13 protein-coding genes and 1 pseudogene are annotated in these 16,070 nt (G+C 45.8%); 3 read left to right on the top strand and 11 right to left on the bottom strand.

From position 1 onward, the window contains the following. Positions 1-35: 35 nt before the first annotated feature. The 4 genes and pseudogenes from MKZ13_RS04150 to MKZ13_RS04135 all read right to left on the bottom strand — a co-directional run. Positions 36-222: pseudogene (locus MKZ13_RS04150) on the bottom strand (amino acid permease); the annotation flags it as partial. A gap of 63 nt (positions 223-285) precedes the next feature. After that, positions 286-1,638, bottom strand: a complete 1,353-nt coding sequence (locus MKZ13_RS04145; protein WP_339182009.1) for a HAMP domain-containing sensor histidine kinase — start codon at positions 1,636-1,638, stop codon at positions 286-288. Further along, the gene (locus MKZ13_RS04140) at positions 1,635-2,309 is read right to left on the bottom strand and encodes a response regulator transcription factor (protein WP_339182006.1); all 675 of its coding nucleotides are present in this window, start codon (positions 2,307-2,309) and stop codon (positions 1,635-1,637) included. The genes MKZ13_RS04145 and MKZ13_RS04140 overlap by 4 nt, the downstream gene beginning before the upstream one ends. Before the next feature lie 53 nt (positions 2,310-2,362). After that, complete coding sequence (locus tag MKZ13_RS04135) at positions 2,363-4,336, bottom strand: serine hydrolase domain-containing protein (RefSeq protein WP_339182004.1); 1,974 nt, start codon at positions 4,334-4,336, stop codon at positions 2,363-2,365. Positions 4,337-4,504: 168 nt separating this feature from the next. Here MKZ13_RS04135 and MKZ13_RS04130 point away from each other — a divergent pair, with 168 nt between their 5' ends. Then, the gene (locus tag MKZ13_RS04130; protein ID WP_017690584.1) at positions 4,505-4,870 is read left to right on the top strand and encodes a DUF6713 family protein; all 366 of its coding nucleotides are present in this window, start codon (positions 4,505-4,507) and stop codon (positions 4,868-4,870) included. A 72-nt stretch (positions 4,871-4,942) separates the two neighbouring features. Further along, positions 4,943-5,935 carry a DUF4003 family protein gene (locus tag MKZ13_RS04125; RefSeq protein ID WP_339182002.1) on the top strand — a complete coding sequence of 331 codons (993 nt, stop codon included), beginning with the start codon at positions 4,943-4,945 and terminating at the stop codon, positions 5,933-5,935. Between the two features lie 111 nt (positions 5,936-6,046). Here the strand turns inward: MKZ13_RS04125 and MKZ13_RS04120 are convergent, their stop codons facing one another. From MKZ13_RS04120 to MKZ13_RS04110, 3 genes are all read right to left on the bottom strand, one after another. Continuing rightward, positions 6,047-7,036 (bottom strand): phosphotransferase, encoded by a 990-nt coding sequence (locus MKZ13_RS04120; protein WP_339182000.1) that lies wholly within the window; start codon positions 7,034-7,036, stop codon positions 6,047-6,049. A gap of 165 nt (positions 7,037-7,201) precedes the next feature. After that, positions 7,202-8,977 carry a sulfate permease gene (gene sulP / locus MKZ13_RS04115; RefSeq protein WP_339181998.1) on the bottom strand — a complete coding sequence of 592 codons (1,776 nt, stop codon included), beginning with the start codon at positions 8,975-8,977 and terminating at the stop codon, positions 7,202-7,204. A 166-nt stretch (positions 8,978-9,143) separates the two neighbouring features. Further along, complete coding sequence (locus MKZ13_RS04110) at positions 9,144-9,473, bottom strand: metalloregulator ArsR/SmtB family transcription factor (RefSeq protein ID WP_017690603.1); 330 nt, start codon at positions 9,471-9,473, stop codon at positions 9,144-9,146. Between the two features lie 197 nt (positions 9,474-9,670). Here MKZ13_RS04110 and MKZ13_RS04105 point away from each other — a divergent pair, with 197 nt between their 5' ends. Further along, entirely contained in the window at positions 9,671-10,615 is a 945-nt protein-coding gene (locus tag MKZ13_RS04105; RefSeq protein ID WP_339181994.1) for an alpha/beta hydrolase, read from the top strand. Positions 10,616-10,724: 109 nt separating this feature from the next. Here MKZ13_RS04105 and MKZ13_RS04100 read toward each other — a convergent pair whose 3' ends face one another. The 4 genes from MKZ13_RS04100 to MKZ13_RS04085 all read right to left on the bottom strand — a co-directional run bounded on the left by MKZ13_RS04100 (position 10,725) and on the right by MKZ13_RS04085 (position 15,998). After that, positions 10,725-12,302: a glycoside hydrolase family 43 protein gene (locus MKZ13_RS04100; RefSeq protein WP_339181992.1), complete on the bottom strand. Its 1,578-nt coding sequence runs from the start codon at positions 12,300-12,302 to the stop codon at positions 10,725-10,727. Then, positions 12,299-13,132, bottom strand: a complete 834-nt coding sequence (locus MKZ13_RS04095; protein ID WP_081745822.1) for a carbohydrate ABC transporter permease — start codon at positions 13,130-13,132, stop codon at positions 12,299-12,301. The genes MKZ13_RS04100 and MKZ13_RS04095 overlap by 4 nt, the downstream gene beginning before the upstream one ends. A gap of 81 nt (positions 13,133-13,213) precedes the next feature. Further along, complete coding sequence (locus tag MKZ13_RS04090) at positions 13,214-14,188, bottom strand: ABC transporter permease subunit (RefSeq protein WP_221818759.1); 975 nt, start codon at positions 14,186-14,188, stop codon at positions 13,214-13,216. A 136-nt stretch (positions 14,189-14,324) separates the two neighbouring features. Then, on the bottom strand, positions 14,325-15,998 hold the full coding sequence (locus MKZ13_RS04085; RefSeq protein WP_260632549.1) for an extracellular solute-binding protein: 1,674 nt from the start codon (positions 15,996-15,998) through the stop codon (positions 14,325-14,327). Between the last annotated feature and the right edge of the window lie 72 nt (positions 15,999-16,070).

The following is a 16,070-nucleotide window of genomic DNA, read 5'->3' as shown; positions in this document are numbered from 1 at the left end:
GATATTACGCTATAAGTTGATTTTTGAATATTAGACTAGCGATCGTCGCCGCCGTCTACCCGTTGTCGTTTCCCTATGCCAAATGCGAAATATCGAGCCACCACGATAACCATAAACGTAGCTCCAACAACCAGAGGCAAGCGCGTATCCGGGTTAAACGGCATACCGATAATGACAAGAATCAGATACACAATAATAATGCTGATTGCTGATCGGGAACCATCCACAACCAGAATTATCCTGATTCTTAGATAAGTTGCCCGGCATCCGACATTTTCTGTGAAATCATCCGTAAGGCAGGTAAACCATCACCGTTGTCCCCACGCCCACCTGACTTTTCATTTCGACAGTTCCGTGGTGAAGCATCACGATTTTTTTGACGATGGCGAGGCCCAGACCGTTACCACTGATGCTACGATCGCGTGACAGGTCTGTTTTATAAAACCGCTCGAAAACATAACTCAGTTGCTCCGGCGTTATTCCAATGCCCGAATCGGTTATCGTGAACAAAATTCCATCCACAGACTGGCTCGTGCGTATTTCGATACGGCCGCCCATGGGAGTAAACTTAATACTGTTGCCTAGTAAATTCATCCACACTTGGTTAAGCTGGTCCTGATCTGCCCTTATTTTGATACCGTCTGCCAATTCTAAATGAACTGGAATGCCTTTGGCTGACCATTGAGGCTCGCAAGTCACCACCACTTGTCTGATTTGCTCATCAAGATTATAGGTGGTTGTCTCGAACGGATGATGATCGGAATCCAGAGACGCAAGCTCCAGCAGATTATCACTTAGTCTGGATAGTCGTCCACTCTCCGTAATAATGATATCGAGGTAATAGTTACGATCGGCCTCAGCGACCAGGCTGCTGTTTTTCAACGCCATAGCAAAACCGGAAATAGAGGTCAGCGGCGTTTGAATCTCGTGAGATACATTTGAAACAAAATCCTGTCTCATCTGTTCCAGCTGTTTAAGCTCACTCGCCATTTCATTAAAACTCTGCGTCAATGCTCCCATTTCGTCCACGCGCTTTGTTTGGATTTCCACATTAAAATCGCCCTTCGCCAGTCGTTTGGTTGCCCGCGTCAACACCTGAATCGGCTTCACCAAATACCTTGCAGCAATAAGGATACAAAAACTTCCGATCAACAGTGCAAGCAATAACACCAGCAAAATCATCCGATTAATGATATTTTCGTTCTGCGGAGAATACTGCATAAACATGGCTTGTGGTACCCCTTTGTATGGAAAAGGAAGACCGATGAACGTCTGCTCCACTTCTCCGGGAGAACGATAGACCTGACCCTGCAACACCATTTGAACCGCTTCTGGTGCAATTTCAACGGTCTCTGTATGGTCTAGGTCATAATAGGTTACGTTACCCGAAACGTCATATAGATGTATGGGGTAGGTGGACACTTTCACCATACTTTTGATGAAAGCATCCCTGTCCTCAGGTTGCATCTGCTCATATAGACCGATCAGTTCCTCCCCTACAGAAATCATATCATTCTGACCGATATGATTTACTTCTTTTTTGAAGAGGAAGATTCCCATGAAAAAAGAGGTTAGCAAGCTGAAAACAATGACAACCAGAAATGTGCAAATAATACGAACATATAAGGTTTTGATCATGTGATGACTAACCGGTAGCCCAGACTGCGAGCCGTTTCAATCTGAAAATGGTGTGCATCCCCAGCGAATTTTTCACGTAGTCGCTTAATGTGAACGTCAACTGTCCGGTCATCCCCTTCGTAGTCACTGCCCCAGATCTTGATGATTAACTGTTCCCGGGTAAAAATCTGCCCAGGCTGGTTCGCCAGCATGAACAGCAACTCAAACTCTTTTAAAGGCAAATGGATTGTTTCTTCTCCACGTATCACTTGAAAACTGCGTCGGTTAAGCATAATGCCCCCTAGTTGAATGGTCTGGGAGGAGACAATCAGGTAACGTTTTAGCAAAGCTTTTACTCGCATCACAAGCTCTAGTGGATCGAAGGGTTTTGTTAAATAATCATCTGTTCCCAGCTGAAATCCCTTCACTTTCTGGGCCGATTCCCCTTTTACCGTGACCATTAGCAATGGCATATTCAGATCCATACGCCGGATTTCCCTGCATAATTCCCAACCATCCAATCGCGGCATCATAATATCCAGGATCACCAGATCAATTTGGGATTTCTCCACAATCTCCAGTGCTTCTGCTCCGTCTTTGGCTACCACAATCTCGAATCCTTCATTGCGCAAAAACAAGGTAATCAGCTCACGAATATGCACATCGTCATCCACAACTAGGATTTTGGTCATATGAAATGTATGCCTCCGATATCCATCTGTTCTTCCTATCTGGGCGCAGGTTTTCAACCAAAATGCCACCCCAGCAGGTTCCAATGATAGAAAAATAAACTCATGATCACTGCTGCTGCCATGACGAGCGTATAGTGCACACGCTTCAGCAACGTCCAATATTGATTCTTCCAGGCCAGTACGCTCATCATGAATATGGACGCAGTCAACCCAACAAGGATAACCGGCATGAACAGATAGAGACGTAAGGATAGTGGAATATAGCTAAGCCGATCAATCAGATCCATATTCAACACCAGAAGCGTTGCGCCCAACGTCAACAATCCCCATATAGACGTCATAGCCGACAGCCGGACTGCCCATTTCTGCGCTTTTGGCATCGCTCTGATTTCGCGTCTGCGATAAACAAATCCATGCAATACAGTGATGAACAGAACAACCGAAATGCCGAGCAAGAGGAGCCAGAACTTCGATTGGTTGACTAACGGTGCAGGTTCCAGCGGCATTGGGTTTAACATATCCAGAAATAGATACGTGACCTTGCCCTCTGCATCGGTGCGGAACCCCATCTGATGTGTCCCACCAACCTCCTGGAATAAATTCACGCCAATCGGAATATATACTTGCTGATCTGCACCATTTCCAATAAACAGTCGGTTATCCGAAACCTCAATATTGATTTGAGTCAGAAAACTGAAAAACTTATCAATTTTGGTGTGATTACGACGAGTAAATTGATAGGAGCCTGCATATTTTTCCAAGGACTCCCCTAATTCGATAGAAGTCTCATTAGGCCGCTCAATTGCATGTACAGGATAATATCGGTCAAAAAAGGCTTGCACCAACCCTTCTGCTGCCGTCCCGCCTTCCCCTCCACTATAGGAAACAAAGATGCCCACTTTTTTGTCCGGTACAAGATAAAGCGCTGTATTAAACAGCTCATCGGCCCCTCCATGAGAGATCACACGCAGTCCATTCATATTCAACTCGTAAAAGCCCAGATCCATGGCAGGTAAACGTTCATCAAACTGGAATGCCGGAGAATGCATGAGCTTGGCAGTTTCCGGCTTGAGCATTTGTTTATCTTCATATCGCCCGTCTTGAAGATGAGCAATCATAAAATGTGCCATATCGTTGGCCGAGACGCTCCCTGATCCCGCAGGACGGAATCCGCCCTCATACGTTGGCCGTTTGGTTACAAACTCGCCGTTAGCTCGGGTGTATCCAAGGGCGGCATAAGGTTCCAGAGACGCTGGAACAGGCTCCTCTACCGTAGCATAATTCATGCCCAGCGGATCAAATATATTTTTCTGTATATAGTCATTGTAGGCAACACCGCTCACTTCTTCGACGATAAGTCCCGCGAGTGAGGCGCCATAATTGGAATACGACAGCATCTCGCCTGGTGGCTTAACCCTTGCAGGCATATGTTTTGCCATCGTTTCAGCAATAGAGACGGGAAGTTTCCCCGGATTGGTAGTGATCTGGTAACCTACACCGCCTTCCTCGAACCCTGCGGTATGGGTCATGAGATGGCGCAACGTAATCGGTTCCTCATAGGTTTTCGGTATTTGCACCGTTTTCAGATAAGTGTTGACGTCTGTATCAAGATCAAGCTTGCCCGCCTCAACCAATTGCATCACGGCGGTCCATGTGAACAGCTTTGTTGTTGAAGCAATTCGAAATAAGCTGGTTTGGGGATCAACGGGTTTATTTTCTTCGATGTTCGAATGTCCGTACCCTTTGGAGAGCAGGATCTTCCCATCCTTCACAATCGAAATGACTGCGCCTGGAATCTGTAAAGATCGCATTTGCACATCCATCATCCCATCCATGAATGCCGTTAACTGATCAGTATCCTCCAGATTAGCTACGACTTCTTGCTCCAATTTACCCGAATTTAATCCCGGATTGGATACTGCTGCCGATAGTGGCATGGTCCCTAATCCAGTTGCCCCTAATATCATGCCGAACAATAACACCAGTAAAATCATTTTCCCAAAAATCTTTCTTATCAACGATGACATGACTTTCCCCCACCACTCCGCATATTTTTTAATACCTGTTCCTTACGCTTTCTTTCGAGAGCATATCAAGCACGTATGAACGGAGCGTGAACCTCTTTTTCATATTTTGCCAAATCAAATGACCTTTAGTAAGATAGGAGCAGATTGAATAGGAAAAGGAGACTTTACATGCCTGACTTTTTACTGGTTTTATTTTTGTTTAACCTGTCTCTCTTTCTGCTTCACGAAATGGATGCCATCCGGCGGTCCGAGTGGAAATTGTTCATGGTGTTAAAAGATATGGAAGATGATAAGGCCTATAGGTATTTCACTTGGATTCACCTGCCAATGTATACCATCATTCTCTCTCTTCTTTTTAGCTCATATCAGACCATTACATTTTGGGTGCTGGATATTTTTTTCATCATACATACCGTATTACACTTCTTTTTCGAAAAACATCCTCGTAATGAATTTAAAAACGGGTTCTCCAGATCATTGATCTACCCTATGGGAATAATCGCTTTAATTCATTTGATATTCCTAATCATCTAATCTGTTTACACCGACGGAATGAAGGAAGCTGGAACGGTATTGTAGAATAACAGTGAATATGGAGGTGTGCCTATGCAGCAGCATCATGCAGAACGAGTTGAATTATTTGTTTCCAACACCCAGATCATCAAGAAATCGTTCAAATGGCAACATGCGATGATGCACCGTCTGGCTGCCCTGCTCTATGCAGCGGAGAATAAAACAGCGGATGGGGAAGCCATTCGTCAAAGCCATGAGTTGATTAAGCAAAACACAAAACTCTTCTCTGCTTTTAGAGGTAATTCGGCCGTTAGCATTGCTGCCATGCTCTCCCTTACAACGGATGAAGAGACGAGACTGGCAGACACCTTGCATGTCTATGACTTGATGAAAGAGATCAAATTCCGCAACTCTGATTATCTGGTTATTGCTGCCTATCAGATCGCTACTCAGACATCACCTGACCAGTTTCAACCTACGGTGGAGCGGGCCAAATCATTTTATGACGGCATGAAAGCAGAGCATCGTTTCCTCACTGGACAGGATGACTACATTTTCGCTGCCATGTTAGCCCTTTCCGATCTCGAAGTAGATACCGGTGTGGCACGTATGGAACAACTTTATGGCGAATTAAAACCGGAGTTCTCTTCCAGAAACAGTGTGCAGGCATTAACACAGGTCCTGGTTCTTGGAGAGGATATCCCGGATGCAGGTGCTCGTGTGATTGCCTTAAATGAAGCTTTTCGCAAAAGGGATCTTCGAATGGACAAAACGTATACGTTACCATCTCTCGGGATACTCTCCCTGTTGCCCTCGGACAGAGACTCTTTAGTGGATGAAGTCGCGGAAACAAATGACTGGTTACGGACTCAAAAAGGCTTCGGTGCCTGGTCAATCGACAAACAGGAGTTGCTCCTGTTCTCGTCTGCTCTGGTAGCCATTCAACATGTGGAGAATCTGCGCAACGGTGTGCTTACGACAGCAATTTCAACCAGTATCACAAACATTATTATTGCCCAGCAGGCCGCCATGGCCGCAGCTGCCACAGCATCGGCTGCTGCCGCTTCTTCATCATCATCCAACTAACAAGTGACCCTTACCTTCAATATAAGATGAAAAAGACCCTCCCGAGTTCAAGTTGACTCGGAAGGGTCTTAAAACATTCAAACCTACACCTAAAATAATGTTCATCATTTGCTAGGATATAATCCCCGTATCCCGGAACTCTTCCACGAAACTATCCAGCCAATCCGAACCATAGTCCAGCGCACCCATATCACTCTCAATAAAAGCAACATCTAATCCCATCACCCAGAATCGGCGAGCAACAATAAATAGATCAACCGCCTGCTCATCTTCGGCAGAGAAGCTTCTGACTGAACGATAACCTGCCATTAACGCATCCCATAATACTGCTTTTCGCTCATCAGACTGCCTTTTTCGAACTTTCACTTGAGCTAAATCGTAAGCACGCCAGCCTTTGGCTGCCCACTCGAAGTCATAATGGATGAACTGATGTTCCTGTTGAAACACATTGTTATTCCCATGAATATCGCCATGGCACAGACCAAAGTCCAGGTCTTGTCTGGAAGCGGCAACGATGCGTTCTTTTAACGTTGTGGCAAACGTATGGAGAAATGCTGCTGCTTCATTGTTCTCACCGATATAGTGGATAATTCGCTCAAGGGGTTCGTCAATAAGTAACTTCAGATCCAGCTCATATCGTGGCAGCTCCATGTTCACCTGATCCATAGCCTCATGCAATTCAGCGGCAGATTGACCAAAAGCGTAACAAGACTCCTCATCTTCCAGGTTGTTCTCCGTACCCTCAATATACCGAAACATTACAGCAACCCGCTTGCCTTCCGCAGCCTCCAACATCGTATATCCTGTATGATCTTTCTTCTCGATGTATTCTCCAATGTCGGTATGTTCCGCAGAACCTAGAACGTTCTTCAGTTGAGACAATAACGAAAGCTCATACTGAACATCTGCCTCCGTAATTTCAGTGCGGTAGATACGGAGAATGTACATGCCGCTGGAAGTACGAACCCGGTAGGTATCATTTAATCCTCTAAGCCAAAACAAACATTCTTCCCATGTTCCAATGTCATAGTGATTCCTCAATGCAGACTCCAGGTACCTGGGGTTAAGCACTGAACGTAAAGCAGTCGGTTGATTGGACATATGGTTGCTCCTTCGGTTTAATATGATTATTTCTCATCTGATGAACGAGGTAATCCTTTCACCTATCAACCTATAACATAGTATATTTTTCATTTATTTTCCAGAATATATATTTTAATGAGTAATACTTTTTGGACTCCTATAGTTCCTTCTCTCATCAGCAGGTTAGATAGGGCTATTTACATTGACTCGCTTTCCAGGTTTCAACAGGCTATTACACTCTGGGGCGTTGCCAGCGCTCGACAATGCAGCACATTCACGAAAGGCAAAATGTTTGCACCCCCTGCATTTCTGAACATCCAGATGTACTAATGCATAATTGATGGCTTCACCCGTGTGCTCAAACATATGATCCGAACCAATCCGTTCAATCAAACCTGTTCTCTTCAGCATCTCCAGAGGTTGCGCCTGAGTGCCTGAAAGTAAAACCCTGCCCCCGGATCTCTCCATATGTTTGACAACACGGGCCAGATTGGATTCACCTGTCGTATCCATAAAAGGCACCTTGCCCATGCGCAACAGCAGAGTACCTGGTCGACGATGAATCGAATCCATGACCGACTTCTCGAACATATCCGCTGCGCCGAAAAAAAGTGGCCCTTCAATTGTATAGAGGCTTATTTGCGGACAGTCATGTCCTTCCCGAACCATGTGGGCCATGACTTTCTCATGTTTATGATCGGGATCAGGCAGTACTTTGGTAACCTTCAACATCTCACTCATCCGTTTAACAAATAAAAGGACCGCCAGAATCAACCCCACCTCTACAGCCGTTGTTAAACTTGTAAATATGGTCAGCAAAAAGGTAATCAGCAGCACGAGTGAATCACTCGTTTGGGTTTTCATGACATGTATGAAGGATCTCCGTTCACTCATATTCCAGGCAACCAGCATGAGAACGGGAGCCATACTGGCAAGAGGAATGTGGGATGCATATGGCGCAAAGAGAACAAGTACCAGCAAAACCACCACACCGTGAATCACGCCAGACCATGGCGATACTGCGCCGGATTTGATATTTGTTGCTGTACGTGCAATCGCTCCTGTTGCAGGAATACCACCAAATAACGGCGTCACCATATTAGCAATCCCCTGCCCAATCAACTCTCGATTGCTGTTATGCCGACTTCCGGTCATGCCATCGGCAACAACTGCGGATAGCAGCGATTCAATTCCACCCAGCATGGCGATGACAAAAGCGGGTTGCAGCAAGTTCACGATACGCTCCCAAGTGATCTCAGGCACATGAAACTGAGGCAAGGTGTTAGGTATAGCGCCAAAGGACGAACCAATTGTAGCCACCTGCCCTTCAAAAAAGAACGCCGCGACTACCGTCGAAAGAACCAGCCCTACCAGTGATGCAGGCACCTTTGGTGCAAACCTGGGCACAAGCAGAAGAACAGCCAGACAGATTCCAGCTGTAAGCACACTGTATATATTAATCGTCGAGATATGCATCCCGATTTCTTTCATATTGGACCAGAAATCCTCGTGTTTCTCGATGCCTCGAAGTCCCAGAAAGTTCGTTATTTGTCCGCTAAAAATAATGACGGCAATCCCTGCCGTAAAACCGATAGTCACCGGCTTTGGAATAAACTTAATTAATGCCCCAAGCTTGAATACGCCCATAAGTACAAGCATCAAACCGGCCATCATTCCGGCGATCAGCAGATTCTCATATCCATACTGCATCACAATGGCAAAGAGGATCGGAATGAATGCCCCCGTTGGCCCGCCAATCTGGAACTTGGACCCACCCAGCAAGGAAATGAGAATCCCGGCGATTACTGTGGTATACAATCCATACTCCGGTTTGACCCCGGAAGCGATGGCAAACGCCATACCGAGTGGAATCGCAATGATACCCACAATCAGTCCTGATAACAGATCTTTGCGAAAAGCGGCAGCATTGTACCCTGCATATCTCCCCATCCATTTCATGCACAAAAACCTTCTTTTCTTCATATATTTGAATATTTGAATATATTTAAAAGATTACTCCCCTGCATACGTCCTGTCAATCGGATTACGCACAATCCCAGCAGGAACTTAACACAAAAAAACAAGAACCTCCGGTGATTACACCCAGTTGCTCTTGTTTATTGTGTCAGGACTCTTTACGAATATCTTCCAGCATGGAAATGGCATCAACCAGATGATTGTCAAAAATCTGTTTGGTGACTGCCAACAGGTCCTTAATCAGCGGATCACGCAGCGAATAGGTGACGGTTGTCCCTTCTTTGATTCCGTGGACAACGTTTTTGCTGCGCAATACAGCCAGTTGCTGTGAAACGGCAGAGCCTTCCGATCCCAGAATGCTTTGCAGTTCATTCACGTTTTTGGCTCCTTCACTCAGCAGCTCCAGAATCTGAATTCGCATCGGGTGTGCCAACGCTTTGAAAAAATCCGCTTTAAACTGTTGTATGCTCTGATTCATACGCTATGCCCCTTCAATCGAACTTTTGAAGATGCAAATATCATAACATAGAACGGGTACCATGCTTTACTCTAACCGTAAACGGTTTTTTAATATAAAAGTTAAGATTGACCTTGAAGTACACTTCAACCTTTATACTTTACTTATAGTCTCCACAGATCGTATATCTGAACTCCATCAGGAAGGGTGATTCCTTAATGAACATGTATATCCATAATCACAAACGCTCGTTAACGAGCTTTCTATTCGAGAAATATATCGGAACGTTAGATACCAAGAAAACTTTTTCAACACGCGAGCTTACCCGCAAACACCTGGATCATATGGGCTTGGAAAACATTAAACCTTATACCTTGGGTAAAACAAAACTGTCATCTTCCATTAAAGATCGCTCCCATGAAGACATGCAGGTGTTTACCTTAAACGATCAGCATTCCCGTGAACAGAAGGTCATTCTCTACATTCATGGCGGGGCGCATACACACCAGCCGCTGTCTTTACATTGGAAATTCATGGACCATATGGCTCAGGCCCTGAATGCCAAAGTTGTTGCTCCCATCTATCCAAAGGTTCCGCATTTTAACTATCAGCACACATATCCGAAACTGCTTAATCTATACCGGGATCTGCTTGCCTCCGTGGACGACCCGGCACAACTCACCATTATGGGGGATTCCGCAGGCGGGAACATATCCCTGGCCTTGGCCCATTATCTGAAGATGCATGATCTCCCGCAGCCCAAAGATATCATCTTGTTATCACCTTGTGTGGATATGGTGCTGGACAATCCGGTCATATTCGATTACGAGACCCGCGACCCTATGCTCGCTGTGGAAGGGTATGATGTCATCCGGCGGATCTGGGCAGCTGACAAACCGTTGAACGATCCGTTAATCAGTCCAATCTACGGAGATTTCGCCGGTCTGGGCAAAATTAGCATCTTTATCGGAACCCACGAGGGTTTGTTTCCTGATAATATGAAGCTCGACAGACTTCTGACGGATCAAAGAATCGATCATCAAACGTACGTTTACCCCAAAATGAACCATGTCTTTGTCCTCTATCCGATTCCGGAAGCCAGGGATGCGCAGCGTAAAATAGTTAACATCATAAAAAGCTCAGCACATGAAGCTGAACAATAGACTGTAATGCCTCCCCATAGCCCTTTCGCAAAAAGAACGAAAAAAAGCTCAATCCCTGGACTACCGCCACCGGATTGAGCTTTCTTGCTGTTATTCTGTCATCTAAATATTATTTATATGAACCATATTCAAACCAGTCAAAGTCTGCTACCTGATCGGAAGAAGTACCGTTGCTGCTGCTGAACATTCCGATACAACAGCCAACAAAGCCACCGGCTACTTCGGTGCTCAGGCTGCTTGTATCCACCTGTTCCGCCACCAGATGATACCGACTTCCATCCGTGCTGTAATAGAAGTTGAGTTGCTGACCTGTCGCAGCCAGTTTGATATACACTCGCGATACTTCATCATCCAGCGCGATTTGCGCAATGTGGCTATCCTGACCATCTATAACGGTCACCACACGCAGCACCTGCTGATTCTCGACCAGAGCACGCTCAATCCGTACGTGATACTGATCGTTCTGAATGACGACAAGACCAGCCGTTTCGTTTGCATTTCCGGGCACAAATTCCATCGCTGTAGCTGCGACATAATCCATATGCCTTTGACGCAGACAAACAAAGCTGGAATTTTCTTTTTCCTTCAATGTTTGCGGTTTCAGCTTCAGTCGCAAGTATCCTTTTCGTTCGGTTAATGAATAGAGATCCTCCTGAGGATTGCGCAGGAACATCCATTGTAAACCCAGACGATCGCTGTCAAAATGGTCAAAACGCAGTTGTGGCTCCACCGGAACAGGCTTCAAATCCAACGTGCCCTGCTCCTCCAGGATGCCGCGGCCCTCATTGACAACAGGCCATCCGTCCTCCCAAACAACAGAAGCAAGGAACGTCTCCCGCCCCAGGTTGCTATAGCTCCCTCCATATGGACGCGAAGCAAGCATGACCATGAACCATTGACCGTTCGCAGCCTGCACCAAGTCGGCATGTCCTACATTAACAACAGGGTAACGCTTACCCAAATGGCGATGTGTAATGATTGGATTATTCGGATTCCCGACGTATCCTTCGGTCAAACTTTTGCTACGAGCAATGGTCACCGCATGGTTTGGCCCTGTGCCTCCCTCTGCAATCAATAAATAGTAATATTCATCGATCTTATACAGATGCGGACCTTCCGGCCAGATAACATCCACCATCGCCCCGCGCCACAGAACGTAACTGTCTCCCACCAGCTTCATACTGCCCAGATCAAGCTCTCTCAGCCAAACTTCCCAATTGCCATTATAACGAACTCCCTCAGAGCAAGGACGTGTACCTAGGTAATACGCTTTGCCGTCATCGAAAAAAATCGTAGGATCTATGCCTTCTGCGCCTTCAATAAAATAAGGATCAGACCATGGCCCAGCCGGGTCGGTAGCGGTTACAATAAAATTGCCGCCATGTGATACATTGGTTGTAATCATATAGAAGGTGCCTTCATGATACCGAAGCGTTGGAGCGAATATCCCTTGTGAATGGCCTGCTCCCTGAAGATTTAATTGCGAAGGGCGGTCCAGCACATTGCCAATCTGTTTCCAATTCACTAGATCACGGCTCTGAAAGATCGGAACGCCAGGAAAATAGGCAAATGTGGATGTCACCAGATAAAAATCTTCACCCACCCGGCAGACGGATGGATCTGGATAAAACCCGGGCATAATCGGATTATCAAACGTGCATTGTTCGACTTGATTTGCATTTTTCATTCTTTTACCCCTCCAATGGTTAGTCCAGTCACAAAGTATTTTTGCAAGAACGGATACAGTAAAACGATCGGCATTGCCGTCACAACCGTGATGGCTGCCCGAATGGACACAGGCGTCACCATGTTGGTTACATTTTTGAATGAATCCACGTTGACGGTTCCCCCCTGTGAGGTCGCAGAGGATAACAATTTCATCAGCTCATACTGCAAGGTGGTCAAATTCCGATTTCCCGCCGTGTACAACATGGAGTCAAACCAGGAGTTCCACTGACCTACAGCAATAAACAGTGCAACCGTAGCCAGAACCGGCTTGGATAGCGGAAGCACGATACGCATGAAAATCCTAAAATCTCCGGCTCCATCCATCTTCGCGGATTCAATTAATCCCTCCGACAGTCCCTGAATGTAGGTACGAATGACGATCATGTTGAACACCCCGATCAAGCCGGGAATAATGTATACCCAGAAGCTGTTCAGCAGCCCCACTTGTTTGATCAGCATGTATCCCGGAATTAAGCCCCCGCTGAAATACATCGTCATGACAAACAGCGTCGTGACCAATTTGTTAAACATGTACTCTTTGCGGCTCAGTACATAGGCCAGCATGGCTGTACAGAACAGCTGTACAACCGTTCCCACCACGGTTCTGGCAACCGAAACAAATGCGGCTTGCGTCAGATTCGGATTCTGGAATACGGAGACGTAATTTTGCAGCGTCCATTCCCTCGGCCAGAGATAGATCCCCCCGCGAATCGTATCCAGCCCGTTATTGAAAGATACGGCAATGGTGTTTAAAAAAGGATATAACGTAACAACCATGACAAGCAACATAAATATGCCATTGGTGATGGAAAAAATAGAGTCTCCCAAGCTTCGTTTTCTACTAAATCTCTTCACAGCTCTGCCCCCTTATCATATCAATCGCTCTTCACCAAGAGACTTGGCAATCCCGTTGGCGATAAATATGAGCACCAGACTGACCACACTTTTGAAAATGCCTGCTGCGGTGGCAAGTGAGTAGTTGCCGAGATTAATCCCGTATTTCAAAACAAAAATGTCGATCGTCTCGGATACATCCTGCACAAGTCCGTTCCCCAACAAGTATTGAATCTCAAAACCTGCGTTCAGTACGTTACCAACGTTGATGATGAGCAGGATAATAATCGTTGGTTTGATGCTTGGAAGCGTGACATTGAACATTTTACGAAACCGTCCGGCTCCGTCGATGGAAGCTGCCTCGTACAGGCTCGGATTAATCGACGCCATGGCCGCCAGATAAATAATCGTGCCCCAGCCAATTTCCTTCCACATGCTGGACAGACCTACAATCCCCCAGAAGTATTTGGGTTCGGCAAAAAAATTGATCGGTGCATCAATCAGGCCCAATTTCGTCAACAGCACATTCACTATTCCTGTTTCGGTTGACAATACATTCGCAACGATACCTGTTACGATGATCCACGACAGGAAATGTGGCAGATAGGAAACCGTCTGTACCACGCGTTTGAACAATACCATTCGCAGTTCATTCAATAAGAGCGCCAGACCAATTGAGCCGACAAATCCCAGAAACAGACTGATCAGGCTCATCGCCAGCGTATTGCGAATAACACGTAAAAAGGTAGGGTCCGTGAATAACGTTCGGAAATGTTCCACTCCCACCCAATCCTGCTCCATAAAACCAATGCCCGGTCTATAATTCTGAAACGCCATCAACCAGCCCCATAATGGTCCATACGCAAAAATAGCGATAAACGCAATAAACGGAAATGACATCCACATTAATTGTCGCTGACTTTTCATTCTGGAAAGGTTATACCCGATCCAGCTTGTTCCCGCTGGGATATGGCTGGTTTTTAACGAAGGCTGCAACTCCTTTTTGGCCATGTTTTTTCTCTCCTTGCTTACGAGTTTATCTATATCACCCAGTCTGGGTGAATCGATTCCATTCCTATCCAATCTCCCAATCTAGCGTGTAAGAAAGGCTACGGGGTTCCCCATAGCCTTTCTGTGTGACAGGCCTTTATCCCCACAGTTCCATGCGTCTGCGGACTTCTTCCGTCAGCGCATCTTCATACGCTTTAATATCTGCACTTTCCTTAAGCGTGGCTTGATATTCTTCCCAAGCCTTATCAAATTCGGATGGTGAAGTCATAATCACTTTTGGCAACCATTTGCGTTTTACATCGTCCATTTTCTGTCTGGCGATGGTCTCCGGTTTATTTGGTTCAAAATTATAGGTATAGATTGGGAACCACGGTTCATTTTCCTCCGCAGGCTCAAGGAAGTCGGTAAATTTCGTGAATCCGTAGGCCTTCAACACTTTTTTGTCGATGTCATTCAATGTGGCAAGGTACTCCTCCGGCTGCTCCTTAGGGTCAAGGGCATTCTTCCCGTCAGCGGTCATGCCCTCATGATGCGGGAAATAGACCAATGGGCTTCCCGTGTTCGCCAGTACCCAGTCCGGATCTTTGGAATTCGCACGTTGCTCCTCATTTCTGGAGAACACGCCTTTGTCATCGACTTGATAATCCACGCCTTCCTGTCCCCAGGTTCTCAATACTTCCATCTCAGGGTCCAACAGATCATTAATATATTGAAGTGCTCCCTCGATATCCTCGCAGCTCTTTGTAATAGCCAAGCCACCATTCACATTAAGGATTGGATTGTTCTGATAGCGCCCTTTAACATCCTCGGAGAGTGTAATGGACAACGGTACATAGGTTTTGTCATACAATTTTTGCTTCACGAGTGATGCCTCGGCGTCAAGGAACTGCCATCCTTGATCCACCATGCCCAGCACACGTCCGGTTGAAATTTTGGAGATATATTGATCATAGTTTGCTGTGAAGGTTTCGTTATCGACCAGGCCTTGATGATATACCTCATTAATTTTCTTGAAATATGCCTTTGCTTCCGGAATGGTATTATAGTTTTTGGCCGTCAGCGTTTCTTTATCAACGATGGCTGCGCCTTCGTTCGGATAACCAGCCATGAAGAGCGGAGGGTTCTCCAGTGCGAAATAACGCCAGTCATAGGAGATAATTTCAAATCCAATTGTTGGCTGACCATCAACGGTCGGGTGAGCTGCTTTATACCGTTCAATCAAGTCGAAGTATTGGTCAAGCGTTTTAATTGTCGGATAATTATCCCACTCCAGTACGGCCTTCTGAATCCAGAATGCTTCTCCGTCATGGGATACTTTCATCGACTTTTCTTGTATATTTCCGAATTGAGGAATGAAGTAGATATGTCCATCCGTCGTATTTTTCATCTTCTTCCAGTCTTCGCCCAGGTAATTTTTGATGTTTGGATATTTATCGATGTAATCCTCAAGTGGTACTAACGCCCCTGCTGCTACCAGTTGCTGAGTACCATCACTCCCATCGATAAAATCGGGATATTCGCCGCCTGCAATGAGTACGCCAATCCGCTCTTTGGCTGTTTGGCCCGTAAGCCAGTCCATCGTGACTCTGACGCCTGTTTTCTCCTCAATGGCCTTTAACACCCGATTATCGTCAGGCGCAATTTTTCCCGGTACGGCAAAAAATGCGGAAAATTGTTTCAATTCCCTTCCATCTGCTGTCTTTTCCCCTTTCGAGGATGATCCCGTTGTACATCCAGTGAGTGCGATGACCAGTATTAAAGCTAACAGAGCACTATACTTGATTCTTTTTCTAACATCCTTTTTCATCATGACCCCTCCATCGATTATATTGACAGAAGCTTTTTGGAAAGCGCTTTCCAAAGGCTGACTTAAAATTATCAT

It is taken from the genome of Paenibacillus sp. FSL R5-0701, assembly GCF_037973995.1.
GTDB lineage: Bacteria > Bacillota > Bacilli > Paenibacillales > Paenibacillaceae > Paenibacillus.
This window is presented reverse-complemented; position numbering and strand designations above follow the sequence as displayed.

Coding starts and splice junctions, on each gene's coding strand:
- MKZ13_RS04145 (WP_339182009.1), bottom strand. CDS start 1,638: ATGATCAAAACCTTATATGTTCGTATTATTTGCACATTTCTGGTTGTC.
- MKZ13_RS04140 (WP_339182006.1), bottom strand. CDS start 2,309: ATGACCAAAATCCTAGTTGTGGATGACGATGTGCATATTCGTGAGCTG.
- MKZ13_RS04135 (WP_339182004.1), bottom strand. CDS start 4,336: ATGTCATCGTTGATAAGAAAGATTTTTGGGAAAATGATTTTACTGGTG.
- MKZ13_RS04130 (WP_017690584.1), top strand. CDS start 4,505: ATGCCTGACTTTTTACTGGTTTTATTTTTGTTTAACCTGTCTCTCTTT.
- MKZ13_RS04125 (WP_339182002.1), top strand. CDS start 4,943: ATGCAGCAGCATCATGCAGAACGAGTTGAATTATTTGTTTCCAACACC.
- MKZ13_RS04120 (WP_339182000.1), bottom strand. CDS start 7,036: ATGTCCAATCAACCGACTGCTTTACGTTCAGTGCTTAACCCCAGGTAC.
- sulP (WP_339181998.1), bottom strand. CDS start 8,977: ATGAAATGGATGGGGAGATATGCAGGGTACAATGCTGCCGCTTTTCGC.
- MKZ13_RS04110 (WP_017690603.1), bottom strand. CDS start 9,473: ATGAATCAGAGCATACAACAGTTTAAAGCGGATTTTTTCAAAGCGTTG.
- MKZ13_RS04105 (WP_339181994.1), top strand. CDS start 9,671: ATGAACATGTATATCCATAATCACAAACGCTCGTTAACGAGCTTTCTA.
- MKZ13_RS04100 (WP_339181992.1), bottom strand. CDS start 12,302: ATGAAAAATGCAAATCAAGTCGAACAATGCACGTTTGATAATCCGATT.
- MKZ13_RS04095 (WP_081745822.1), bottom strand. CDS start 13,132: ATGTTGCTTGTCATGGTTGTTACGTTATATCCTTTTTTAAACACCATT.
- MKZ13_RS04090 (WP_221818759.1), bottom strand. CDS start 14,188: ATGGCCAAAAAGGAGTTGCAGCCTTCGTTAAAAACCAGCCATATCCCA.
- MKZ13_RS04085 (WP_260632549.1), bottom strand. CDS start 15,998: ATGATGAAAAAGGATGTTAGAAAAAGAATCAAGTATAGTGCTCTGTTA.